At 43.0% G+C, this 25,393-nt stretch carries 24 protein-coding genes and 1 pseudogene; 19 read left to right on the plus strand and 6 right to left on the minus strand.

What is annotated here, in order from left to right; genetic code table 11:
* The first annotated feature begins 185 nt into the window (after window positions 1-185).
* From PW252_RS03095 to PW252_RS03160, 14 genes are all read left to right on the plus strand, one after another.
* A complete protein-coding gene (locus PW252_RS03095) occupies window positions 186-530 on the plus strand; it encodes an HK97-gp10 family putative phage morphogenesis protein (RefSeq protein WP_248050625.1) in 345 nt (114 codons plus the stop codon).
* A 6-nt stretch (window positions 531-536) separates the two neighbouring features.
* Window positions 537-896: a hypothetical protein gene (locus PW252_RS03100; RefSeq protein WP_248050626.1), complete on the plus strand. Its 360-nt coding sequence runs from the start codon at window positions 537-539 to the stop codon at window positions 894-896.
* Between the two features lie 12 nt (window positions 897-908).
* Window positions 909-1,511, plus strand: coding sequence for a phage major tail protein, TP901-1 family (locus PW252_RS03105; RefSeq protein WP_248050628.1), 603 nt, complete (start codon window positions 909-911; stop codon window positions 1,509-1,511).
* 59 nt (window positions 1,512-1,570) lie between these two features.
* Window positions 1,571-2,050: a hypothetical protein gene (locus tag PW252_RS03110; protein ID WP_248050630.1), complete on the plus strand. Its 480-nt coding sequence runs from the start codon at window positions 1,571-1,573 to the stop codon at window positions 2,048-2,050.
* A gap of 98 nt (window positions 2,051-2,148) precedes the next feature.
* Complete coding sequence (locus PW252_RS03115) at window positions 2,149-2,358, plus strand: hypothetical protein (RefSeq protein ID WP_248050631.1); 210 nt, start codon at window positions 2,149-2,151, stop codon at window positions 2,356-2,358.
* A 9-nt stretch (window positions 2,359-2,367) separates the two neighbouring features.
* The gene (locus tag PW252_RS03120) at window positions 2,368-6,732 is read left to right on the plus strand and encodes a phage tail tape measure protein (protein ID WP_248050632.1); all 4,365 of its coding nucleotides are present in this window, start codon (window positions 2,368-2,370) and stop codon (window positions 6,730-6,732) included.
* A gap of 11 nt (window positions 6,733-6,743) precedes the next feature.
* Window positions 6,744-7,586, plus strand: a complete 843-nt coding sequence (locus PW252_RS03125; protein WP_248050634.1) for a phage tail family protein — start codon at window positions 6,744-6,746, stop codon at window positions 7,584-7,586.
* Window positions 7,587-7,694: 108 nt separating this feature from the next.
* Complete coding sequence (locus PW252_RS03130; protein ID WP_316716840.1) at window positions 7,695-11,579, plus strand: phage tail protein; 3,885 nt, start codon at window positions 7,695-7,697, stop codon at window positions 11,577-11,579.
* Between the two features lie 2 nt (window positions 11,580-11,581).
* Window positions 11,582-11,797, plus strand: coding sequence for a hypothetical protein (locus tag PW252_RS03135; protein WP_248050639.1), 216 nt, complete (start codon window positions 11,582-11,584; stop codon window positions 11,795-11,797).
* Window positions 11,798-11,799: 2 nt separating this feature from the next.
* Window positions 11,800-12,150, plus strand: coding sequence for a hypothetical protein (locus tag PW252_RS03140; protein ID WP_248050644.1), 351 nt, complete (start codon window positions 11,800-11,802; stop codon window positions 12,148-12,150).
* A gap of 3 nt (window positions 12,151-12,153) precedes the next feature.
* A complete protein-coding gene (locus PW252_RS03145) occupies window positions 12,154-12,579 on the plus strand; it encodes a hypothetical protein (protein WP_248050646.1) in 426 nt (141 codons plus the stop codon).
* Window position 12,580: 1 nt separating this feature from the next.
* The gene (locus tag PW252_RS03150) at window positions 12,581-12,784 is read left to right on the plus strand and encodes a phage holin (RefSeq protein ID WP_248050649.1); all 204 of its coding nucleotides are present in this window, start codon (window positions 12,581-12,583) and stop codon (window positions 12,782-12,784) included.
* A gap of 115 nt (window positions 12,785-12,899) precedes the next feature.
* A complete protein-coding gene (locus PW252_RS03155; protein ID WP_248050650.1) occupies window positions 12,900-13,736 on the plus strand; it encodes an N-acetylmuramoyl-L-alanine amidase in 837 nt (278 codons plus the stop codon).
* 64 nt (window positions 13,737-13,800) lie between these two features.
* A complete protein-coding gene (locus PW252_RS03160; protein ID WP_024394270.1) occupies window positions 13,801-14,178 on the plus strand; it encodes a PBECR3 domain-containing polyvalent protein in 378 nt (125 codons plus the stop codon).
* A 592-nt stretch (window positions 14,179-14,770) separates the two neighbouring features.
* Here the strand turns inward: PW252_RS03160 and PW252_RS03165 are convergent.
* Window positions 14,771-14,923: pseudogene (locus tag PW252_RS03165) on the minus strand (tyrosine-type recombinase/integrase); the annotation flags it as partial.
* Between the two features lie 225 nt (window positions 14,924-15,148).
* On the opposite strand from PW252_RS03165, the gene PW252_RS03170 reads away from it, so the two are divergent.
* Window positions 15,149-15,616 (plus strand): GNAT family N-acetyltransferase, encoded by a 468-nt coding sequence (locus tag PW252_RS03170; RefSeq protein ID WP_248050651.1) that lies wholly within the window; start codon window positions 15,149-15,151, stop codon window positions 15,614-15,616.
* A gap of 22 nt (window positions 15,617-15,638) precedes the next feature.
* Here the strand turns inward: PW252_RS03170 and PW252_RS03175 are convergent, their stop codons facing one another.
* The 3 genes from PW252_RS03175 to PW252_RS03185 form a co-directional block, all read right to left on the minus strand.
* Window positions 15,639-16,898 (minus strand): hydroxymethylglutaryl-CoA reductase, degradative, encoded by a 1,260-nt coding sequence (locus PW252_RS03175; RefSeq protein WP_248050652.1) that lies wholly within the window; start codon window positions 16,896-16,898, stop codon window positions 15,639-15,641.
* Between the two features lie 375 nt (window positions 16,899-17,273).
* Window positions 17,274-18,428, minus strand: coding sequence for a hydroxymethylglutaryl-CoA synthase (locus PW252_RS03180; RefSeq protein WP_248050653.1), 1,155 nt, complete (start codon window positions 18,426-18,428; stop codon window positions 17,274-17,276).
* 24 nt (window positions 18,429-18,452) lie between these two features.
* A complete protein-coding gene (locus PW252_RS03185) occupies window positions 18,453-19,643 on the minus strand; it encodes an acetyl-CoA C-acetyltransferase (RefSeq protein ID WP_248050654.1) in 1,191 nt (396 codons plus the stop codon).
* A 224-nt stretch (window positions 19,644-19,867) separates the two neighbouring features.
* On the opposite strand from PW252_RS03185, the gene PW252_RS03190 reads away from it, so the two are divergent.
* From PW252_RS03190 to PW252_RS03200, 3 genes are all read left to right on the plus strand, one after another.
* Window positions 19,868-20,560, plus strand: coding sequence for a phosphoglycerate mutase (locus PW252_RS03190; protein ID WP_105118139.1), 693 nt, complete (start codon window positions 19,868-19,870; stop codon window positions 20,558-20,560).
* A 104-nt stretch (window positions 20,561-20,664) separates the two neighbouring features.
* Window positions 20,665-21,048: a lactoylglutathione lyase gene (gloA, locus tag PW252_RS03195; RefSeq protein WP_105209607.1), complete on the plus strand. Its 384-nt coding sequence runs from the start codon at window positions 20,665-20,667 to the stop codon at window positions 21,046-21,048.
* A gap of 146 nt (window positions 21,049-21,194) precedes the next feature.
* Window positions 21,195-22,595, plus strand: coding sequence for a polysaccharide deacetylase family protein (locus tag PW252_RS03200; RefSeq protein ID WP_248050655.1), 1,401 nt, complete (start codon window positions 21,195-21,197; stop codon window positions 22,593-22,595).
* A 25-nt stretch (window positions 22,596-22,620) separates the two neighbouring features.
* On the opposite strand, the gene PW252_RS03205 is transcribed toward PW252_RS03200, so the two are convergent.
* Complete coding sequence (locus PW252_RS03205) at window positions 22,621-23,703, minus strand: DEAD/DEAH box helicase (RefSeq protein ID WP_248050658.1); 1,083 nt, start codon at window positions 23,701-23,703, stop codon at window positions 22,621-22,623.
* On the minus strand, window positions 23,693-24,679 hold the full coding sequence (locus PW252_RS03210) for a Gfo/Idh/MocA family protein (protein ID WP_248050660.1): 987 nt from the start codon (window positions 24,677-24,679) through the stop codon (window positions 23,693-23,695). Before PW252_RS03210 ends, PW252_RS03205 begins: the two co-directional genes overlap by 11 nt.
* Window positions 24,680-24,762: 83 nt before the next feature.
* Between PW252_RS03210 and udk the strand changes: the two genes are divergently transcribed.
* On the plus strand, window positions 24,763-25,392 hold the full coding sequence (gene udk / locus PW252_RS03215; protein WP_248050662.1) for a uridine kinase: 630 nt from the start codon (window positions 24,763-24,765) through the stop codon (window positions 25,390-25,392).
* Window position 25,393: the final 1 nt, after the last annotated feature.

A 25,393-nucleotide genomic window follows, 5' to 3' on the forward strand; every position in this document is an offset into this window, starting at 1 on the left:
ATCCCTTGCATGAGAGGAACTCTGACTGATAAGGAATTTCTTGGGGTGTACGGGAAATATACTCTCGAGGCTGTGAAATTGCACTTACAAGGCAATCACATGGACATCCAGTCCGTTAAGTATAGAGGTAAAGAAAGGGCTATCGCAGGACTAAAGTATCACAAGAATAGTACGGTAATTTTTTTATGAGTGTAACTTATCGCGTCAAAGGTCTAAAACGGTATCTTAACCAGGTCCAACAGATGCCTAAGCGAGCTCAGCAAGCTGTCAATAGAGAACTTAGCCGGTCAAGTTTGAGGGTTGAGTTAAGGGCTAAGGAATTGGCTCCATGGGATACTGGTTGGATGAGCTTGAGTATCTACAGTGTCCAGTACCGCTTTCTGGTGTGGATGGTATCTTCACCGGTCGACTACTCAATTTATGTCGAACTAGGTACTCGCTATCAATCCGCTCAACCGTTTCTCTTTCCTGCTCTTGAGGAGGAGTACCCAGTCTTGATGAGGAATCTAAGTAAAATGTTTAGGAGGTAATGGAATTTGGAGTATCAAGCATCCACGGTATACTTGAAAAGTATCCAAGATAGACTTTCGATTTTGGAGTTGCCAATTCACTTTGAGCTTCCATCTCCAGATATCCCCGAGCCATTCATTGTCATTGGGACGAACTCCACGGATTCTGGCAAAACTGCTCAAACAGGGGCTCTTATCGAGGATATGACCGTGCAAATTGATTGTTTTCTGCCAGGAGATAGCAGGACCTACGCAGAGGAGATGCGTTCGAAAATAGTCCGTAGCCTCGGAAGAAACAAGCGTATCACAAGCAATGTGTTGCAGGATAAGTCAGTTGGACGACTTGTCTATCATATTGTTGTCAAAATAACAGAAACAATTTATTAAAGGAGGACTGTAATGTCTGAAGAAAAGAAAAATATTGAAATCACGACTGCCAAGCCGATTACGGGGAATAAGATTTTTTACTTCATCCAATCGGTCGATGCAGAACTTGGCAGTGCTGCTATGTTGCCGGCTTATCGCACAGACGGAAGCACCACTCTTGGTGGTGAATATCTTGATGAGCAGACTCAGCAAGGACGTCTGGTCGAAAAGTCAACGGATGAACACTCTGTGGACCTAACACAGTATTTCGCTCCTGCTGATCCGTCAATTGGCGTGGTAGAAGAGGCTTCGCGTACTGGCAAGAGCATTAAGGTATGGGAAGTAATTGCGGATGAATCAGTCAAGAAGAATGAAGGCGGTAAAGATTTGTACCCTGCTAAATTCGGATATGCCAAGGTGGCTGATTTTGAGCGAAACAACGCTGTTGGTGAATTCGTTGAAGTAAGTTGGACTGGCAATGTCATCGGAGCGCTGAAAGATGGAATGTTCCCGCTCACCAAGGAAGAAATCGAAATGCTGAATAGCGTTTATGAATATCAAAATCCTGGTGAAACAACTGGAGACTATGACAATATTCAAAGTGCTCCGGTTAAGCCAGAACCTTCTAGCTCTTAATTATCGGTATTTTGTTAGGGTTGGCTTAGGTCAGCCCTTTTATTTATTGGAGGAATAAAATGGAAATTAAAGTAAAATCAACTGTTGTAAATATTAAATTTGATTACGCATTGATGTTTAGCGTTGACAAAGAATTGGCTACACGAAATAAGGAAACAGGTCAAAGCAACAATGATGGCGTTGGAGCTCTATTCTTAAAAATCCTTAACAAGGAAGATTCTGGTATTGTGGATCTAATTAAAATTTCCATGCCTAAATCTGCTAAGAATGTCGCAGAGAACGATATCATTGCAGCTGTCGGCAATCACATCGAACATTTGGTCGTCGAAGAAGGGATGGAAATTGAGGCAGCATACGATTCTATCTTCAATGAAATCAAGCAAGAAATGGTTGATTCTGGTTTTTTCAAGAGCAAGATTTCGAAGTATTTGAAGAATTTGGAAAAGGCTCGTCGTTACTTCGAAACTCAGGAGGACTCAGAAATGCAACTGGAAGAGTTCGACGAAATTATTGGTACGATGAAAAGCGCTCTGTCTTAACAGAGTGTGCTAGACTCGGTCTGACAGACCTTGATACCATTTATTCTTGCAATAAGTGGGAATTAGATGCCCTACTTGAAGGCTTGAATTATCGGAAGTTGGATGAACAAGAGCATTTAGCAGAGTTAGCTCTGAACTTACGCTACACATTAAATGCTAAAAAAGTGTCTCCAAATAAGCTTTCGAAGAAAAAACAAAAGGAAAAAGTACGCAAAGTGTTTAATGCTTCGAAGCAAATCAAACTAAATAAGCCGACCGACATGTTGGCAAGAATCGAAAAATTAAACGCTCATTTTAGAAATAGATAGAGGTGAGAAATGGCTTTTGACGGAGCTATAAATGCCTATATCGGAGCAGATACGAAGTCATACGAGCAAGCTATGAACGAGATTGCCGCATCTACTCAAAAAGCTTTTCAAAAGGCTCAAGACTCAGCTGTCAATAGTTCAAATCGTTTGGTTCAAATGGTCGGGCAGGTCATGGCTCAATTGGCAAGCAACGGTCAATCTTTGGGTCAGCGTTTAGGCAATGCTTATTCGACCGGATTGAATCTTTCGCTTGGTGAAATTCAACGTATTGCTTCCAGGATAGGCGAAAAGATTCCTGAACCTATTAGAAACGGATTTAGCAAGCTGTCTACGGCATTGAATCCGTTTATAAGTAGCGTTCAAAATGCAAGTAGTAGAGTGATAGAGGCCCTTGGAAACAGAATTGTTTCGCCAATTACTAACGCTTGGTCTAATCTGTTTTCGAAATTAAATACTAAGGCAGATTCTTTTAACAATTCGTTCGCTGGTAAATTAACCAATACTGTTAGTCAGTTGTCAACAAAGGTCAGTCAAGGACTTGGCACAGGTTTCCAAACAATGGGGAGCAAGGCCGTCTCAGCCCTGACCGGCATAGTAAGTCACACAAATAGAGCTGCGAGCGCATCTACCAATTTAATTCAACAGGTCGCTGGTATCTCTCTTGCATACGCAGCGTTTAATGGCATTAAGACGGCAATAGGTGGTGCAATCACTAAGTCTGCTGACTTTGAAGCGAAGTTGAGTAGCATCAAAGCGGTGACAGGTTCTAGTGCCGAAACGATGGCGCAATTTAAGGATGCGGCCATTAAAGCCGGTGCTGAGACTGCGTTTTCAGCGAGTGAAGCAGCAGATGCGATTGAAGAGTTGTCCAAAGCAGGCGTGTCCACTAAGGATATCTTGGCAGGTGGATTAACAGGAGCTCTAAACCTAGCAACTGCTGGAGAACTTGATTTGAAGTCGGCCGCTGAAATCGCTTCGACTGCTTTGAATGCCTTTAAAAATGATAATTTGACAGTAGTAGATGCAGCAAACCAGTTAGCGGGTGCAGCGAACGCATCAGCTACAGATGTTGGCGAATTGAAGTACGGGCTTTCCATGGTATCTGCAGTAGCATCTGGACTTGGATTGTCATTTAATGATACAACAAACGCTTTGGCTGTGTTTGCTCAAAATGGGCTTAAAGGCTCGGATGCAGGTACATCACTCAAGACGATGCTGATGAACTTGCAACCGCAGACTAAGAAAGCTCGGAATTTGATGTCAGATTTAGGTCTGATTACAGCAGACGGAGCAAACCAATTCTTTACCGCTGAAGGTAAGATAAAGTCGTTTGCAGAAATTTCGGAGTTGCTGAATACAAAACTTAGTCATTTGACTGACCAAGAGAAACAGTTAGCACTTAAAACCATGTTCGGTACTGATGCTGTTCGTGCAGCAACCATTGCGATGAATGAAGGCGCTGATGGCGCGAACAAGATGCAAGCTGAAATCAGCAAGGTTACTGCTGCAGATGTAGCTGCCGAGAAGTTAAACAACTTTAAAGGTGCGATAGAAGGGCTCAGTGGGTCATTCGAAACGCTCCAAATTAAAGTCGGCAGTGCCGTTTTGCCGATTTTTACTGTCTTTGTGAAAGCGTTAGATCGATTTATTGACAAATTAAGTCAATCTCAAGCGATAGATAACTTTGTCAATATGATGGAAAAGATTCCTCCGGTATTGGATCATTTCTTGAACGGAACGAAAGTATCAACTCAACAATTAGATGCTTTCAAGGCTAGCGTTAGCAATGTTGCGCCAGCGATTGCTTTGTTAGTTGGCTCACTGGCTTTTGGTCCAGCTGTGGCAGGGTTACAAATGCTCACGGCAGGATTAGGCGGTGTAGCTGTCGGAGCTCTGAATTTTGGTGGATTGTTTTCTGGTGTTATATCTAGCGCATCGTCGGTTATCGGTATATTTGCCGCTAAAATGACAGGTTTGCCAGCAATCTTTGGTAATGCTGCCAGCAAAGGACTGTCGGTTCTAGCTATGATGACGCAAGGTATGTCTAGTGTCGTAAGTATTGCGCTTGCTTCAGTCGGTCCTGCAGCAATCCTTGGAATGGTATTGGTTGGGCTAGGTCTTGTCTATAAAATGTTTGGAGATAAGATTGACGAAGTTTTAACAATGGTACAGACCAAGGGACCTGAGGTCATTCAGCGATTTGTGGCAGGAATCACAAGTCAGATTCCTCAATTAATCACTTTAGGTTCCGAATTGATTGCAAAACTTGCTCAGACTTTTGCAGTCATGTTCCCTGTCATTGTCCAGGCTGGTGTAGATATTATCAGCTCGCTAGTAAGTGGGGTTGGGCAAAATGCTGGATCTCTCATTAGTTCGGCACTCACTGTTTTTACAAGTTTCGTCACAACTATCATCTCTGCCTTGCCTCAGTTAATAATTATCGGCCTTAATTTCCTAAATAATCTTGTTTTGGGAATTATCCAAAATATTCCTCAGATACAAGAGTCGGCAACGCAAATCATAACTCAGTTTACAAACGGGATTCAAAATGATTTGCCGACAATTATTGCTAAGGGCGCCGAGATTTTAACTAATCTTGTAAATGGTGCGATTCAATTATTACCTGTAGTGGTAGGTTTAGCCGGTACAGTTATCACAACGTTGATATCTGGATTTGTTCAAAGCTTGCCAACCTTGCTTGGTACTGGTGTGACTCTCATTGTCACATTGGTATCCGGATTGATCCAAAACCTTCCAACGATTGTTCAAACTGCAATGGAAATTGTTCAGTCACTAATCGGTGGAATCATTCAAGCTTTGCCTCAATTGATTGCTGCTGGAATACAATTAATTTTCCAATTGGTAGTGACATTGATTATGGGACTGCCTCAAATTATGGAGGCAGGGGTTAAACTTATCCTCGGCCTTGGTCAAGCGATGTTAGAAGCTATCCCAAATGCTTTGTCTGGAGTTTGGGAAGGTATCAAGACGGGCTTTTCTTCAGTTTGGGATTTCTTGACCGGTAAGAGCTCGGAAACGACGGAAAAGGTTTCGACAGATGCTCAAACAATGACTACCAATGTTGCAACACAAACGAGTCAGATGTCTACGAACACAAACGTAGACATGACAGCGATGTTGAATAGCATTAATCAAAATATGGGGCTTGCCAACATGCAAGCTACCAACCAAGCTATTCAAATGGCAACTGGGGTTAACGGGCAGACTGGGACAATGAGTTCGCAAGCAATCCTTGACTCAATTGCATTAGCTAATGGCGTAACTTCAAACTTGAACACGGCCAACGTGTCCGCAACTTCTGCAGCTCAGACAATGGCTGATGGAGTCAATCAAGCTGCATCGTCGATGAATTTGTCGGCAGTAAACGAAGCTTTAGGTCTATCCGCTGGGGTGACATCGAATTTACAAACTGCTCAAGCAAATGCAAATAACGCGGCATCAACCATGAATGCTACAGTCACTTCAAACATGGCTTCGATGCAATCAAACGCAAGTAGCGCGACGAGTGGTTTGGCAAGTAATGTTACGGCTGGACTAAACCAAGCCTCAAGTTCAGCGAATGCCTCAAGTGCACAAATGGCTAATAATGTGACGACAAACTTTAATAAAGCTAAGTTATCTGTCGATAATTCCATGAAAGGTATTAACCAGACAGTTACAACTAGCTTTAATAAATTAAATGCTGATATTCAATCGTTTGGCAATAAATTTAATTCGGCATTTACCAATTCGTTCCGCAAGGCATCTGACGTAGCCCGAAATGGTATGAATACCGTTCAAAACGCAGTTTCCAATGGTATGAACCAAGCATTAAGTGTTGCACGGAATGCTGGAAATCAGATGATTAATGTTATGCGAAGTACAAGCGGAGGGATGAATTCCGCCGGTTACTATGCAGGTATCGGCTTTGCCAATGGCCTTGCTAGCTCTGCAGGTTCTATCTATGCTATTGCTAATTCAATTGCAAATAACGTTGTAAATACTATCAGGAGAGCGTTAGACATCCATTCGCCGTCTCGTGCAACTTTCGCTTTGGGTGGATTCACCGGCGAAGGTATGTACAATGGTATGGCAGATTGGCTAGGGAAAATCGAAAGCATGGGTCAGCAATATGCCCAAGCTGTTACAGATCAAAAGTACGGATTAGAAAGTCACATCACCTCTACAGGTTCGATTTCTGCCAATGGAATTTCAAACTCCTTGGAAAGTTTGAGTAGTGGCATCTTAGAAAGTCAATTATCAGAGCCAGTTTTTGAAATCCACAATGAGTTGGTTGGCGATGAGATCTACACCTCTGTCAAAGAGAAAGAATCAAGAGAATATCAAAAGAATGAATATTTTATTTATGAGTAGGAAGGAAAAATATGGATTTATTGGTAAATAAAGAGGGTCTGTCAATCAGACTCTCGCAATTAGGTTTATACAACATAGCTATCAGTGAGTCCTCTCCCGCTCTTGAGCTTGATTCTAGAAAGGTGCGGGGGCGCTCTGGCAAAATACTAGCAGATGCAGTTTTTGTTGAAAAAGCAATACGGGTTTCAGCGAGATTATCATGCATCAGTATTGAAGAATTTGAAGCGAAAAAAGATAGCTTAAATGCCTTGTTGATGGATGACGAGGCATTTTATATTACCAAAATGGTGCCAGTCAAAGATGATTTGTACAATTTTGAATTGCCTGGACACACGACTGGCGACATAGCAGTCTCGGAATTACCACACAAAGCATGGCATTACCGATATCAAGTGCTTTCCGAGGATGGATGTTCTTATTCTTTTATAGGGAAATCATCGGCAGGATTGAAGTATGACGTATCAATGTCTTTTGTTACGACTGAGCTACCGTTTGGACAGACTGTTCCGAGAGAACTTGCGGTGACAAACAAGCTTATACCGTATAACGGAACGGCTAAACTAAGTCAATTAGATTGGCCTTTTGAAGTTGAATTGGTTTCGGCTGGCGGTCAATCTAGTTTTTATTTTGAGATTGACGGAAGGCGATTTACGTTTGAACAGGCATCGAATTTGACGCTTGGCGATAAATTCAAACTCAAAGGCATCGAAACGATTTTAAATGGTCAAAGCGTGACAGCTAAAACCAACCACGAATATTTCGTGATTAAACCAAGTGTTGGAAAACAATCTCAAATTATCACAAATTTTAATGGCACTATTAAGTTATTGAATTTTGTGGAATTGTATAAATAAGGAGGTGCTATGCTAACATTTTTAGATCATAAAGGAAATGAAATTGGTGCATTAACGACCTTCAACTATACCAATTCCGTGAACGGCGAAAGGTCGCTTTCGGGGACTGTGCATGGGAATCTTGAGATAGAGAAGGGATGGGGTGTTCGATTTGAAGATGAGTATTACAAAGTCATTTACGCAAAACCGAAAAGTCTCGGAAAAATAAACATCGTTCAGTTCGATGCCGTCCATCAATTCTTCTGGGATTTTGATAAGACGTCTGTCTATTCGGAATTGGATGGTAGTTATCCGTTTCAAACTTTTCTAGACCATATTTTCAACGGCAGTGGTTACCGATACAACCTTGAGGTAGAAGTCGGAAGTTTGCGAAAGCAGAATTTTGGACTGAAAAAGAGACTTGAGCTATTCAACGATTTGGTAAAACATGCTGGTGTTGAATTTCAAGTACGCGGAAAAGTGGTTCGGATTTTGGAACGGACCGGCACAGATTTATCCACAGTTGTCCGCAAAAAGTTAAACTTGAATGATCTAAGCATCGAAAAACGAATAGGTGATTTTATCACTTATCAAAAAGGCTTGGGGGCTTGGCATGATGAGAACGACCACTCGAAGGGCAGGCTTGAAGTAGAGTATGTCTCTCCGTTAGCAGCAATATATGGCCGTTTGGAAGGTGAGCCGTATGTTGATGAACGATTTACGATAGCCGAGAACTTCCTGGCGGTGTTGAAAAAATCTGTTGAAAATAGTTACTCTATCTCGGTCCAGCTGGCCATGGAGGATTTGCAAAAAGCTGGTTATCGATACACCAGACCGTTGGCTGGAGATTATATCACGGTCATTGACGAAGATATCAATTTCAAAGAACGCGTACGTATCGTCTCGTTTGAAACCAAATATGATATCAAAGGTCAAGTGATTGATCATGCCATAACTTGTAATGATATCGGATCAGTTAAAAAACAAAGTGTTGGATATAGTTCGCTGAAGAGTAGTGTAGCTAATGTTTCAAAAGAGACAGAAAGCGCAATTCAAACAGCGAATAGAGCGCTGGTGTCAGCCGACGGTAAATCAACCGTGTACTTTGGTACAGAATTTCCACAGGATGTGCCGAAAGGGACTTTAACCAAGGGAGATACCCTGTATCTCACAGTTGGCGATACGACCAAGATGTATTACTGGAATGGTGCGGAGTGGCTAGAACCGCCGGTAATAAATGATGTCGAGGCTTTTAAAGAAAGTATCAATGCCGAAATCGCTCAAGTCAACACAACCATGCAAGCACAATCTGAGGAACACGATAGACAGGTTGCGGATATATTGTCCAAAACCCATTCTGTCGAATCACTTGCCAACCAAGCTAAGACGGATGCTGCTAGTGCATTGGCTAGAGCTAACCAGGTCAAGACCGAAGCTATCGCAGATGCGAGAGCACAGGTAGCGACGGTTAGTCAGGCGTTAAATACCGCTAAGACCGATTTGCAAAATATAGCGACTTATCAAGAGACTGTGGACCGTAAGTTGACTGAGCTAACATCCAACACACGGACGCTTGATGGCAAAATCGATGCAGCTAGCGCCAAGGTAGATACCGTGGCTGGTCAAATTCGGACGGAATTAACTCGAGTTGAGGGTAAAATTCCGAGTGATTTGGGTGGGCGGAACTATATCCTAAAAAGCGATGTGTATGCGACCTCTGGAAGTAGGTATTTTGATACCTCTCCAGAGTTCATTGACTACGCATATTCAGGGAAATATGTCACTATTAGTCTAGATATTAAGGGAGAAAACCTAGTTCCTGATTCAAGAGGACTGTCACGTATTGGGTGTGAGATAAGGCTTAATCTATCAGACGGTAAAGTCTTGTATCTGCAATGTCAAAAGATCGTATCAGGCACCCAACCGAGGGAACGGATTTCGGTGACCAAACAAATCCCGCAAGGCGTGTCTGTCGTCAGCGCAAATAGGGTCAATATGTACATACAGGTTGGTGGAACAGCCTTAGCTGGTCGTCCAAAGTTCGAACTGTCGTCTATTCCAAGCGACTGGTCACCAGCTCCAGAGGATATCAATTCGGAGTTAAGCTCTACTAAGACCTTAATTACTCAGACCGCCGAAGGGCAGACTCAACTATCCAATCGCTTGACAACGACTCAAGATAAGGTCTCTACTGCTGAGACTAAAATCAATCAACTGATAGGGGACGTATCAAGTAAAGTATCTCAAACGGATTACAACACACTAACTGGTCGTGTGAGTAGTGCAGAGACAGCGATTACTCAAAATGCACAAGAGATTAGTAAACGTCTGACAAGTACGCAAGTTGATAAAGCAATCACAGATAAAGGCTATCAGACCAAGTCTGATGTTGACAGCAACATCACAGGTCGTGGTTATATTACAAGTAGTGCATTGCAACCTTATGCCTTGGCTACAACAGTCCAAAACCTCGTCAGAGAGACTGCGGATAGTTTTAGCCGGACGATAAGTGAGACTAAAGCCATGATACCGACGGAGGCAGGGGGACGAAATTATATCCTTGGTAGCCGAACTGTCTCGGTGCTGTCAAATGACACACAGGCCTGTCCAATATCAACGGAACAATTAAAAGATGGAAGCAGAGAGTTTATACGCATTAGACGGTCAAATCCCTCGCTTAATCCTAGTCTCATATCACTATACACCAAAATTGGGGGATTTAGCTCAGAAATGCCTACGTCTGGAAAAGGAAAAATTAGCTTTAAAGCAAGGGCAAGCAGTCCAGTCAACATGAATGTGATGGGTATTTTGATAAGTAGTACATCAAACAACTTGCCGTGGAATAAAAGCCAAATCTCTATCGGGCCTGAATGGAAGACCTATTCATTTGATTTTGAATTTATCAAAGGGATGACTATATTACGAGCTAATCCGTTTCAGATTTTGCCTCCTGTGCCAAATTTGGCTGAGTTTTACTTAGACTTGTGCGAATGGCAGCTAGAAGCTGGTACGATGGCTAGTTCATGGTCTCCAGCTCCTGAAGACCTGGCCACCGTCACAGCCTTACATAATGTCACAGACACGGTCGATAGTCACACTCGTACTATTGGTGCTGTCGGTGAGACAGGTAGCATTTTGGACAATGTCAGTAAGGTTACTCAGACGGCAGCTGGCTTGGTCCAAGAGGTGTCTGGTACTAACGGGCTTAAGACCCAAGTCAGCACGTTAGCTGGGTCTTATGCGATTAAAAATCTGACCAGCTCAGGCAATGTACTTAACCAGCTCAACCTAAACAAAGATGGGTCAGTCAAGATTGACGGTAGTCTCGTACAAATTACTGGTAAAACATACATCGAGGACGGTGTCATCAAAGAAGCTATGATCGGTAAAGGTCAAATCGGTACGGCTCACATCGGTGAGATTGATGCAGGGATAGCTAAAATCATTAACTTGGATGTGTCGAAGATCAAGGGTCTTGATGCTGAATTTATCAAAGCGAAAATCGAGAATGCTTTGATAGGCTGGCTACGTGGGAAGACTATATCTGCAGTTAACAACGTGACTACTTTTGATTTAACAACTGGGCTAATCACCGTAAATAATAATCAAAGCGGTTTCTTATTCAAAGATGGCAATTCTGTAGTCGGACGAATTGGATATGGAAATATTACAAGGTTAGGTACCGGATTATCAAAAGGGATTGATATTTATACAAATAAAAATCATTCACTTGCTTTAGGCTATGAAATGACGAATGGCATGTACAGTACCGCTATTCAAGTTGATGGCGGAAGCGGAGAAGTGCGTATTGCAAGTCCAATATATCTTTCCGACAAAATTTACCCTCTGGCAACGAAATCGTACGGCTACCTGAGGCTTGATCCTTTTGGTAATTCCGGGTTGAAACTTACCAGAAACTCTGGCAACGGGATAGCCTTTGATGACACCGATGTATATATAATCGTGAATGGGAATACCTATTCGTTTAAACAATGGATAATAAATAGGAGATAAACATGAACCAAGAACAAATCAATCAAGCGCTACGCTTGACCAATAACGACCTCGTGACAAAACTGTCAGAGGAAATGACGACGAAGAACTTGCTGGCTGTACAACTAACTGAGGCACAGCGTACCATCGCTAGTCTGCAGGCAGAAATTAATGATCTAACTCAGCAACTGGACGAAGCTACTAAACCAGAAGAAATCATTGAACAAAAAGGAGAATAATCATGACTCAAACTATTGACAACGTATTGCTTAACCTCGAAGAAACTACTCAACCATTTGACCTTGCGACTGCGCTCCACTACATGAAAGAGAATGGTGAATTTATCCGCTGCAAGTCATCAACGCAGGATTTCTACATGTACCGCGATGTCCAAAAGCGTCCTGCAATTGTGAATGGTCGCCGTAAATTTGTGGACGTGGAAACGATTTGGGCATTTAACCAGTGGGGTAGTACTACGACGACTATCAACATTGCTGATATGCTCAACGAAGAGTATTGGATTATGAAATTTGATGAGCATGGCAACCCAGATTGGTCAGACCCACAAGGGGCAGAATCAACCGAGGTCTAGCCTATGCCAGATAACATTTTAAACATCATCGGAGCGGTGGCACCTACTATCGGTGTCATCGCTACTGGTGGTTTTGGCTATCTTGCGGCACGGTCTAACAATCTCAATAAGGCTCAATTTGGTGAACTCAAACAGGGTATGGAGAGTATCAAAGATGATGTGTCTAACTTGAAGAAAGTAGCTGACGACAACCAGAGCAACATAAAAGCTGTAAAAAGCGATATGGACAATCTCAAGAACAGCAGTCGCAGTAGCCGCCGCTATACGCTTTTTAAGGACTTGGACACAGCTATCGAACGTGGCTGGACAACGCTTGAGGAACGCCGTGAGATTGCCAAACTCTTTGATAGTTACAAGATTTTGGGTGGTAATGGTGAAATTGAAACCATGTATCAAATCTATATTCAATTGCCTATGAAGGAGGGGTAGGATGACATTAAGCAATAAAGAGTACGACCTTGCCAAACGTATCGTGACTGTGGTTGTGCCAGCAGTTATCACACTGATAACAGGGCTGGGTGCTTTATACAAGTTTGATACGTCGGTCATCACAGGCACAATTGCCTTATTTGCGACGTTCCTAGGGACTGTACTAGGGATTTCCAGCAAGAACTATCACAAAGAAAATCAGTAGGAGGATACAATGAAATTCGATGAAGTCATGGAGTTTGATGACAAGCTCTATCAAAAAAATATTGCCGACCACACTTTTTCTGAAACAGACGACTTAGATGGTAAGGGGGAAACAAATGACTAATCTTGGTTTGAAAATTGTACAAATGCCAGTGCCTGCTGCTAAGGTGGGTATCAAGTGTCCAAATGCCATGACACCGCAATGGCTGACCATCCACAACACAGCCAATGACGCGTCTGCCTTGGCTGAGATTAGCTACATGAATGGCAACTGGAATGAAGTTTCGTATCACTGGGCTGTCGATGATGTTCAGGCCATTCAGGCGATTGCCCACAATCGTAATGCTTGGCATTGCGGTGATGGTCTTGGTCCTGGTAATTTGACCTCTATCGGTATTGAAATTTGCCACAGCTTGACCCCAGGTAATCCAAGGTATGCCAAGTCCGAGGACAATGGGGCTAAGCTGGCAGCTATTATCCTGCACCAGATGGGTTGGGGGATTGACCGCATTCGCAAGCATCAGGATTGGTCTGGAAAATATTGCCCACATCGTATCTTAGATAATGGCAACTGGGAAGGTTTCAAACGTAAGGTCCAGAGCTATCTTGCCCAACTGCAAGGTAAGTCAGTAGCAACCCCACAACCTGCCCCGCAAGTAGCAACAGTCCAACCTAGACAGGCTGGCGCACAGACTGGGGCTCAGGAGTATGCAGAAGCAGGGCGTTTCACAGCCAGCGAGGATATTTACTTCCGCAATGAACCTAACCTATCGGGCAAGACCCAAGGGATGTATTACAAGGGGGAAACAGTTCGCTATGACCGTGTCCGTGTGGAATACAATGGATTTGTTTGGATTTCGTGGGTTTCTGCCCGTGCTGGTGTCCGTCGTTGGATGCCGATTAAGGTTCGTAAAAATGGCCAGACCGTGGAAACATGGGGGCGTGTAGAATAGTTTTTCAGCCCAGCGTTTGCTGGGGATTATGATTTGTGAAAAGGAATGTGGTATAATAAAAATCATGAAATACAATGTAAAAATCAGTCAAAAAATCAAGGAAATAGTAGGGTTAGAAACTTCTGCAACCGATATCCTGATCCACGAAGAAAATCTTGAAAAACATATGTTAAAAAGCAGACATCGAAAGATGATCAAATATATCCCAGATGTTGCTACTATTTTGGATTCGCCGGATTTTGTTGGTCAAAATAAGAATGTGAAGACAGAGAGTTTTGAAGTTATCAAAGTCCTTGCAGATAATGTTCTGGTCGCTGTCAAACTAGATAAGAAAAACGACTATTTCTTTGTGGCTTCGGTTTATGACATCACAGATTCCAAATTAAATCACATGAAGAGAAACGGTCGCATCAAAGCATTTGACAAAATAGAAGATAAGTAGTAAACTAAATACAATGAATGATAACGAGGTCAGAAAGGCTCCTGACGCACTCGAGAGAGTACCTGAGATGTTGGATACGCCGCCCAACCGCTATCATTGTATTTCAAAAACCCCTCAGCGATTGCTGGGGGCTTTTTTGTTTGCCAAAAATACAGTAAAGTAGAGTAAGCATGCCCCAAAATATTCAGAATTTCTTGTTGGGGCAAAATTGGGGCATAAGTTTAAAACTTACCAATATTAACCAGTCGGAATTGTTCATTTTTACTACTTATGAACACTATTAGAACAAGATTTTCTACTATATAATACTTATGAAATTATCATCTATTAAAAGGATGCGGTAAAATAATAAAAAGGTCCAGTGGACCTTTTTATCTTTTGCTTGAAAATAGGAGAGCAAAACTAGGTCCAGTGGACCTTTTTATCTTTTGCTTGAAAACAGGAGAGCAAAACCAGTCTGGGAATAGACTGGTTTATCCCTCGCCTAAAAATAAGTGAGCGAGGCTAAGCATCAAAAAGCCCGTCATATCAAGCTTTCTAGCTTGTCCGACGGGCTTTTTTCTGTGTTTTGGGGCATTTTTGGGGCATAAAATCAGTAATTTTCCATGATTTCAGCTACATTTGCCTTGAGTTTCTTTGTGACATGGGTGTAAATTTGGGTTGTAGTCTTAGCATCTGCATGTCCGACACGGTCCATGATGGCTTTCAAGGGAACTCTGTTTTCTGCTAGACGGCTGACAAGAGTAGGTGACCTTGTGACAGGTAATCGACAAATTGTATCACAGTACTTGTAACTTTGGAAAAACAAAAAAACCAGCCTTGTAGACTGATTTTTAAGGAGATTTATGAAAAATTTTAGGATACACTTACAGTATAACCGAATTTTCAGATAATTCATCGGTCTTTAGACCTATTTTGTTAAAAAACAAACTTTTGTTATAATAGAGAACAAAAGTAAGAGGAGATTTTTATGACCATACGTAAAGCTACACAATCAGATATTCCAGTATTAAATGAATTATTGCAAGATATTTTACAGGTTCATCATCAAGCACGACCAGATATTTTTAAGAGTGAGGGTCAAAAATATTCTGAGGAAGAATTAAGAAAACTTTTGGACAATCCTGCTAAGTCAGTTTTTGTTTATGAACTGGAAGGTCAGGTTGTTGGTCATCTTTTTTGTGAAATCACGACTGCGACTGGTGATGTTTTGGAACCAGTTAAGACCTTGTATATTGATGATCTGTGTGTAGGCTCTTCTGCGCGTGGTCAAAAAATTGGTGAGCAATTGTATACATTTGCTCTCTCTTATGCCAAGGAGCAGGGCTGCCACAATCTAACCTTGGATGTATTGGCAGACAATGCGGGGGCTGTTCGCTTTTATGACCGTTTGGGTATGAAACCACAAAAATTCCGTATGGAGAAAATAATTGATTAAAAAAAGAGGGGTTCCCTCTTTTTTAGTGTTCTCTCATTTTTGCTAAGAGCTTTTGTGCAGTTTCAAGGTTGCTGTGTTTTTCCTGACGCAAGAGCTGGGCTAGTTTGTCCACTTCATCTTCCTCAGCGCCAGCAAGCAGGGCTAGGGATTTGGCATGGAGTTTCATGTGTCCCGCCTGAATGCCAGAGGTGACTAGGGCACGCAGGGCAGCAAAGTTTTGACAGAGCCCGACAGAAGCGATGATGGAGGCCAGTTGGCGGGCTTTGGGCTGGTTGAGCAGGTCAAAAGCAACGGCCACCTTGGGATTGAGTCCAATGGAGCCACCGACCGATGCAATCGGAAGGGGCAGGGTGATGGAGCCGACCAAATGCTCCCCGTCAACTGTCCAAGTGGATAGCCCTTTATAGTGGCCATCACGACTAGCAAAAGCATGAGCGCCAGCCTCCACCGCCCGCCAGTCGTTTCCAGTCGCAATCACCACGGCATCAATACCGTTAAAAATCCCCTTGTTATGGGTCGCAGCACGATAAGGGTCCAGCTGAGCCAGCTTGCTAGCCAGGGCGATTTTTTGAGCAGTTTCTTGGGCAATAGCTGAGCTAGTTGCAAGGTTGGAGATGGAAAGACGGCACTGGGCAGTGACCAGGGATTCCGTTGCGTAGTTGGAAAGAATACCCATCAAAGCCTGTCCATTGCTAAGTACTTCCAAGTCATCCTTAATGGCTTCCAGCATATTATTGAGAATATTGGCACCCATGGCTTCTTGAACATCCACCTGAAGATAGACAATCAGAAAATCTTCCTTACTTTCCACAGTCAGGTCACGAGCGCCCCCTCCGCGTTTCACAATAGATGGATGGGCTTGATTGGCAGTTTCTAAAATATTGTCCTTTTGGTCAAGAATAACTTGTTTTGCTCTGCTATGATCAGGAACATCAAAAAGTGCTACCTGTCCAATCATGATGCGGTTGTGGATGGTGGTTGTAAAACCGCCAGACCGGGCAATGATTTTGGCTCCAAAAGAGGCAGCTGCAACCACAGAAGGTTCTTCAGTGACCATCGGTACAGAATACATTTGTCCATCCACAAGCAGTTCAGGCAGAACAGAGAAGGGTAGGGAAAAAGTTCCCAGATGGTTTTCCGCCATCTTACCTGCAATTGCTTCAGACAGGTTTTCATCTTTGTAAAGAATGTCTAGGCTATCTTCGGATAGGGAACGATGGTGATGGAAAATATCAATGCGTTCTTGACGTGATTTTTTATAGAATCCTGAGAAATGTGCCATGATTTCCTCTTTCTAATTTCTAAAGAAAAGCGCCCTTGGTTGAGAGCCAAAGGGCGCCGTTTTGGGGAGCGGGAAAGAACTTGACTGATAGAAAAGAGTTTTCCTCGCTTCCAAACAATAGGCTCGGGCTAAAATAGTCTACTGGACTATTTTAGCCCGCCCCCGCATAGTTCCAACTGTCTGGGAGACAGTTGGAAGTTGGAAATAGAGCGAACATTGTTCGCAACAGTCGAAATGGTCAGATTTAGAGTGTGGTAACACGAATAAATCTGCCAATCAACCACTGCGCTGAGATGTTGACGCTAACTGTGAAAAGTGTGCTGGAAATTCGATCAGCCTATCATTCATTATTCCAATGAATGATAGGTAAAATGCTTATTTACGATAGATGCGTTTGTGCTTATCTACTTGGATAAGGGCAAATGGTGCTGGGTCTGTGGGTAGGTCGATAGCCGTACCCGTTTCGTCTAGGCTGACTTCTTGGAAGAAGATATTTTCGTATTCTTCTACACTGATTTTTTTACGTTGGTTGAGTTTTTCTAAGCGGTTTTCTTCTAATTGATTTTGGAAACCATCCACCAGCTGACCGCTGAAGATTTCACAGACAGCACCGCTACCATAGCTATAAAAGAGGATTTGATCCCCTGCCTCGAGCGCTCTGCTATTTTCCAAAAGGGAAAGGAGAGAGAGGAAGATGGAGCCTGTGTAGATATTGCCGACAACCTTGTTATAGACGATGGCTTCTTGGAAGCGCTCTGTCAAGCGGTTGAGGGTTTCTTCATTTTTAGCGATGGCTTGTAAACCTTTGAGACCTTGCTTGGAGAAGGGGATGTGCAAGCACATGGCTGCAAAATCTTCCAGTGACTTGCCAGTTTTCTTCTGGTAGTAATCAAAGGTTGTGGTCAGGCAGTCGGTGTATTGGATTGTAGAGAAGCGACCATCAACGCGAGGGTACTTGTCATAGTTTGGTCGCCAGAAGTCATAAATGTCGCGAGTCTGGCAAACATTGTCATTATTGAGAACCATAATGCGTGGGTTAGCAGTGACCAACATGGCAACGGCGCCAGCACCTTGAGTTGGCTCGCCTCCTGAAGCTACTCCATACTTGGCGATGTCACTTGCAATCACTAAGACTTTGGATTCAGGGAATTGAGCGATATGGCTCTTGGCTAAGCTTAGTCCAGCTGTGGCTCCGTAACAAGCTTCCTTCATCTCGATGGAGCGAGCAAAGGGCTGGATGCCTAACAAACCGTGAATAGATACAGCAGCGGCCTTACTTTGATCCACGCTTGACTCAGTTCCGACGATGACCATGTCAATGGTTTGTTTGTCTTCTTCTGTCAAGATAGCTGCAGCAGCTTGAGCACCAAGGGTAACAATATCTTGTGTAACAGGTGCGACAGCCATCTCTGACTGGAGAAGTCCAATCTTATATTTGTTAGGGTCAATGTTGCGGGCGAGGGCCAAATCAGCCAAATCTAAAACATAATCGGGTGCCGCAAAACCGATTTTATCAATACCGATGTTCATACTTTATCCTTTGTTTACAAATGATTAGTTGCTATTTTTTTGTGCATTGGAAACGATAAGGGAGATACCCTGACCGCCTCCGATACAGAGGGCACAGAGACCCAGCTCTTTATCTTGCTTGATGAGTTCGTGGATGAGACTGACCAAAATTCGACTGCCACTAGCTCCGATTGGGTGACCGAGAGCGATGGCACCGCCGTTGACATTGACCTTTGCAGGGTCAGCTCCTAATTGGTCAACAACTGGAATAGACTGGGCTGCAAAGGCTTCGTTCAGCTCGAACAAGTCAATATCTTCAACTGTTTTGTCAATCTTTTGCAGCGCCTGTTGGCTTGCAGTAACAGGTCCCATTCCCATGAGGGCAGGATCTAGGCCGCTTGTAGCATAACTTTCGATATAGGCCAGTGGTGTGAGGTTCAGCTCGGTAGCCTTTTCCTCAGACATGAGAAGGAGGACTGCACAGCCATCATTGATACCAGAAGCATTGGCAGCAGTGACCGTACCGTCTTTTTTGAAGGCCGGTCGTAGAGTGGCTAGTTTGTCAAGCGGGGTTAGACGGGGGTATTCATCCTTGTCAAAAATGCTTTCTCCCTTGCGACTATTGAGCCTAATCGGAACAATCTCATCTACAAAACGACCTTCAGTAATAGCTTTGGCAGCTTTTTCTTGACTGCTGTATGCAAAGACGTCCTGAGCTTCACGGCTGATGTGATAGCGTTCAGCTACATTTTCTGCTGTAATGCCCATGTGATAGTCGTTGAAGGCATCTGTCAAACCGTCTGTTAGCATGGAATCTTCGAGGGAGATATGACCCAACTTGCTGCCAAATCGGCTGGATTTGGAGAGGTAGGCAGCTTGGCTCATGATTTCAATGCCTCCAGCAAGAACCACATCATTGTCACCAAGCATGATGGATTGGGCAGCCAGGAGGACTGATTTTAATCCGGAGCCACAAACCTTATTGACACAGTAAGCAGATGTGGTTTCTGGAAGACCAGCTTTAATGGCAATCTGCCGGGCAATATTTTGTCCATGACCAGCTGAAAGGACATTGCCGAAAATGACCTCGTCAACAAGATTGGCTGAAATTTGTTTATTTTCTAAAGCTGCTTGGAGAACTTGCGCCCCTAAATCAGCGATTTCAATATCTTTTAGGCTACCTCCGAAACTGCCAATGGCAGAACGGTAGGCAGACACGATAGCTACTTTTTGCATGATAACTCCTATATGGTATCGTTTTGAACTGTCGTGTTCAGCCCAACTATTATACCATGATTTTATTTTTTTTCATAAGAAGAAAGATAGGTCTACAGACTGAATTTACATGAAAGTGAATGAAAGCGTAAACAGATTGTGGAAAAGCTAGCATTTTTTTACATTTTCGTGTAAAATAGAGAAGTATAAGAGGGAAACCTCAAAATATAAAGGAGAATCCATAAATGGTAAAATTGGTTTTTGCTCGCCATGGTGAGTCTGAATGGAACAAAGCTAACCTTTTCACTGGTTGGGCTGATGTTGATTTGTCTGAAAAAGGTACTCAACAAGCAATCGACGCTGGTAAATTGATCAAAGAAGCAGGTATTGATTTTGACCTTGCTTTTACATCAGTATTGAAACGCGCTATCAAGACAACAAACTTGGCTCTTGAAGCTGCAGATCAATTGTGGGTACCAGTTGAAAAATCATGGCGTTTGAACGAGCGTCACTACGGCGGTTTGACTGGCTTGAACAAGGCTGAAGCAGCAGCAGAATTTGGTGATGATCAAGTTCATATCTGGCGTCGTTCTTATGATACTTTGCCACCAGAAATGGCTAAGGATCATGAGCATTCAGCGCACACTGACCGTCGTTATGCTCACCTTGACGGTTCTGTTATCCCAGATGCAGAAAACTTGAAAGTAACGCTTGAGCGCGCACTTCCATTCTGGGAAGACAAGATTGCTCCAGCTTTGAAAGACGGCAAAAATGTTTTCGTAGGTGCACACGGCAACTCTATCCGTGCCCTTGTAAAACACATCAAAGGCTTGTCTGATGATGAAATCATGGATGTGGAAATTCCAAACTTCCCACCACTTGTTTTCGAATTGGATGAAAACTTGAACATTGTGAAAGAGTACTACTTGGAAGCATAATTCATTGACACCTGAGCTTGCTCAGGTGTTTTTGCATACTGAGTAGGCGTTTTATTACAGAAAATGTGCTATACTAAATCTATCAAATAATAAAGGAGATCAATATGGCTAGTAAGAAAATGTTGCACGCCTGCTTGCGTGTTGAAAACTTAGAAGCTTCACAAAAATTTTATGAGGAAGCTTTCGGATTTAAAGAAACTCGTCGCAAAGACTATCCAGAGCACAAGTTTACCTTGGTTTACTTGGCGCTTGAAGGGGATGACTTTGAGATTGAATTGACCTATAACTATGACCATGGTCCTTATATCGTAGGCGATGGCTTCTCGCATTTGGCCCTTTCGTCAGATGATTTGGAAGGGGATAATGCTAAGCATAAGGAGCTAGGCTATCCAACGACAGACATCAAGGGCTTGCCAGGTAGTCCAGGTCGCTACTATTTTGTGACAGATCCAGATGGCTACCGTGTAGAAGTCATCCGTGCTAATTAAGCTTAAAAGATTGCCGAGGCAGTCTTTTTTTCTATGAACAGGAAGAATGTTCGTTTTGAGGGGTGAACAATTTTTGCTATGCTTGACAGAAAGAGAATAAACCTATATTATAGTATAAGGTGAATATGAAAAGGAATGAATATAAAATGAAAAAGTTGTTTTGGCTTCTCTTGAATGCATTTCTAGTAGCCATGATGGTGGTTGCAAGTATTTATCTATACCGCAACTTCCAAGATTGGCAATTAACGCATTTTATTAAAGAGAAAGAAGAATTGGTACTGAAAGGACAATCATCTGATTTAGAAGAGGGGAATATCGGTTCTACGCATGTTCTTGCGACCATACCCAAAGACCCGTCTGGTCAGAGAATTACCCAACTAGAACAAAAAATAGTGGGACATGTCCGCCATAAGTTAGGCTATAAGAAGCCGTCAGGAAAAATAAAGAATGTCCTTGTTGTTCATACCAAGGAGGGGCAGACCAATTTTAAAAAGGTTCGTGCCCATGAAATCCATAGTGAGCAGTATGCTGTCCAATCCTTACAAGTAACAAAAGAGGAGGAGGCTAGACCTGAACGTGTCTTGCTGACAGAGGACCAGCAACTCTTTACCTTGGGGGATATGTTCTTGGACTTGAATGCCGCCAAGACCATTATGGTCAATAAGTTGCAGGAAAAATTGACCAGTCAAGGCTTGGATGAGGCAGAAAAAGCCAGGATTATTGCAGAGTTTCAAAATCTAGACTTGGAAACAGTGGTCTTTAGTTATGCCAATAGTCAATTAGTTCTGGCATTGTCTGAGGAAGTTTTTAAGACAGCTAGTCTGGAACTAGCTATTTCAGATTTCTTCCCGATTATGAAGGGGGATTATCTGGCAGATGTTGACAAGGCCAATTATGATCAGTATCTTGCTCAAAACCAAGTGGATAAAACAGCCCTTCGTCAAATTGCCTTGACCTTTGATGATGGGCCAAATCCTGCGACGACACCGGTTATTTTGGACCTTTTAAAGAAATACAATGCTAAGGCGACCTTCTTTGTATTGGGAAGTGTCGTAGAAGGAAATGAGGGAATCCTCCAGCGTATGGTAGCGGAGGGGCATGAAGTTGCTAACCATACTTGGAGCCATCCAAATTTGACACGTCTTTCAACCGAGCAAATTAAAGAAGAAATTGAGTTGACTCAGGCTATTGTTGAAAAAGCTATTGGGAAGCGTCCAACCATGGTGCGTCCACCTTTTGGAGCTGTCAATCAGGCAGTGGTGGATGCTATGGGACTTCCATCAATTTACTGGAATGTGGATACAGAGGACTGGCTAAATCGAGATAGCCATGCCATTTTTAAAAGAGTGAAAGAGCAAGCTTGTCCTGGCTGCATCATCCTTATGCATGATATCCGTCAGCCGACAGTGGATAGTTTGGAACCTGTCTTACAGTTCCTCACATCTGAGGGCTACAATCTAGTGACGACAACAGAATTATTGGGACCAAATCTCAATCCCCAACATATTTATTATGATCAGGAAGCCAATGGTCCAGCGCAACATTAAAAAGGAGGTTTCGACCTCCTTTTTCTTATACTTTATAGAGTTCTTGGTTCTTCAAGATGACTTCTTGGACTTGAGCATATTTTTTCAACTGCTTGACTTCACTTGGACTGGATACTAGGGTAATGACTAGCCCCTCCTTGCCCATGCGACCAGTCCGTCCAGCTCGGTGGGTATAGGCTTCTTGGTCAAATGGAACGTCAAAGTTAAGGACGCATTCCAAGTTATCAATATCAATCCCACGCGCAACCATATCTGTAGCCAATAAAAGATTGAGTTCGTGGTTTTTGAAACGTTCAATGATGACCTTGCGGAATTTGACATTGACATCCGAAGCCAGAGAAACAGCGTTTACTCCATTATATAGGAGCTTGTCTTCGCTGGCCCCCAGGTCTGATAGGCTGTTGAAGAATGCCAGAGCACGAAAGTCTGGAATATTGGCAAACTTGCGAAGGGTTTCTAAGCGGTCACGCTTGTCCACCATCATGTAGCAATGTTGAATGTTATCCAATTTCTGTTCAGATAAGTCGATACTTTCAATATCTTGAGCAATCTTTTGACGGTCAAACTTAGCTGTTGCACTCATGTAAATCAATTGGTGGTCACGAGGTACATAGCCAATAATCTTTTCCACAAAATGATATTGGGAATCAGAAAAGAGCTGGTCAAATTCATCTAAGACAATGGTATTGATATTCATCATCTTGATTTTTTTCAATTTTATCAACTCAAAAATGCGGCCAGGAGTTCCAATCAGGATTTCCGGTCCTTTTTTTAATCGCTCAATCTGCCGTTTCTGACTAGAACCTGAAAGAAAGAGTTGGACGTTAAGACCAATAGCCTCTGACCAGGTTTTGCAGACGTCAAAGATTTGACCAGCCAACTCGGTATTGGGAGCCAGGATCAGTAATTGTTGGGCCTTTTTAGGTGTCAAAGCCAGTAAGCTGGGCCAGAGGTAGGCAAGGGTCTTGCCCGTACCTGTTGGACTGATGGCAAGGAGAGATTTGCCAGTTCTGATTGGCTGGAAGGCTTGGACTTGGATGGGTGTAAAGTCCTCAAAGCCAAGTTGAGTCAGCTGGTCAGTCCAGCTGGTTGGGAAATTAGTTTTCATGGGTATCCGCCTTAAAGGTTATTCCTGCGTCTTGGCGCATGGTGTAAAGAGTTTGATGGACGGCCTCAGCCACATCCAGCCATTCTTCTGCTAGCTCATGATTGTTCTGCTGGATGACTTGGGCAATGGCTTGCGCTTCCTCCAGCATAGGCTCTTCCTGCGCTTGGATAGGGAGGACAATTTGGCTACCGTCATGTTTGGTAAAAATAGCAGAGCTGATATGTTGGCAGGCGTTGAGGGTGAGGGTGCCTTCACTAGTATAAATTTCACTCGGTAGATTGCTAGTGATATTCTTTCCAGCCTGAATGCTTACTAGAAAATCATCATAAATCAGTTGCCCAGTTCCATTCAAATCAATGGATGAAGGGAGCTGGTGGGCAGCGTATCGGGCTGCATTTGGTCTGCCAAAGAGGCCAATGGCAGTATAGAGGGTATAGACACCCAGATCCATTAAGGCTCCGCCAGAAAAATCAGTTGAAAAGATATTTGGGGTCTGTCCTGCCAAGAGGTCAGGCATTTTAGAAGAATATTTGGCATAGGAGAAGTTGGCACCCCAAACAGTCTTATCCTTCAAGAAGTCCTTAATAATAGCGATGGCTTCTTCGTGGTAATTGCGAGCTGCTTCAAATAGGAAGACACCATTTTCCTTAGCAATCTGACGAAGCTGGGCCAATTCTTGAGGTGTGGACACCATAGGCTTTTCAACGATAGCGTGTTTACCGGCCATGAGAACAGCTTTTGCTTGTTCAAAGTGCAAGGCGTTTGGACTGGCAATATAGACCAAGTCAATGGGTGCAGAAAGGAATTTTATCCATTCTGTGTATAATTTTACATTTTCGTAATTTGTTGAAAATGACATAGCAGTTTCTAGTTTTCTTGAAAATATCGCTGATAATTGAAGATATTTACTCAAATGAGCAGAGGAAATGAACTTGTGACTGATGTCTGAAGTACCAATAATACCAAAATTTAGCATAAATTCTCATTTCTTTATGTGTTATCCTTTCCATTATACCATGTTTCGTGGTAAAATAGTATTGAAAATAGAAGGAGATGATGATGACTCAGAAACCCATTATTATTGGCGTAACCGGCGGATCTGGAGGTGGCAAGACAAGTGTGTCGCGTGCCATTCTGGATAATTTCCCAAATGCTCGCATATCAATGATTGAACACGATTCTTACTATAAGAATCAGTCACACCTAACCTTTGAAGAACGGATATTGACCAATTATGACCATCCACTAGCCTTTGACACAGATTTGATGATTTACCATCTGGGTGAATTGTTGGCAGGGCGTTCAGTGGATATTCCGATATATGATTACACTCAGCACACCCGTTCAGATAAGACCTATCGTCAGGAGCCACAAGATGTATTTATTGTGGAAGGTATTTTGGTATTGGAAGACAAGCGGTTGCGGGATTTGATGGATATTAAAATCTTCGTCGATACTGACGATGATATTCGCATCATTCGCCGTATTAAGAGAGATATGGAAGAACGTGGGCGTAGCTTAGATAGTATCATTGAACAGTACACCACGGTGGTGAAACCTATGTATCACCAGTTTATCGAGCCGACCAAGCGCTATGCAGATATCGTCATTCCTGAAGGCGTCAGCAATCTTGTAGCCATCGACTTGATCAACACCAAGGTGGAGAGTATATTAAGAGAGCGTGGTTAAG

It is taken from the genome of Streptococcus sp. 29887, from assembly GCF_032595075.1.
Classification (GTDB): domain Bacteria; phylum Bacillota; class Bacilli; order Lactobacillales; family Streptococcaceae; genus Streptococcus; species Streptococcus iners.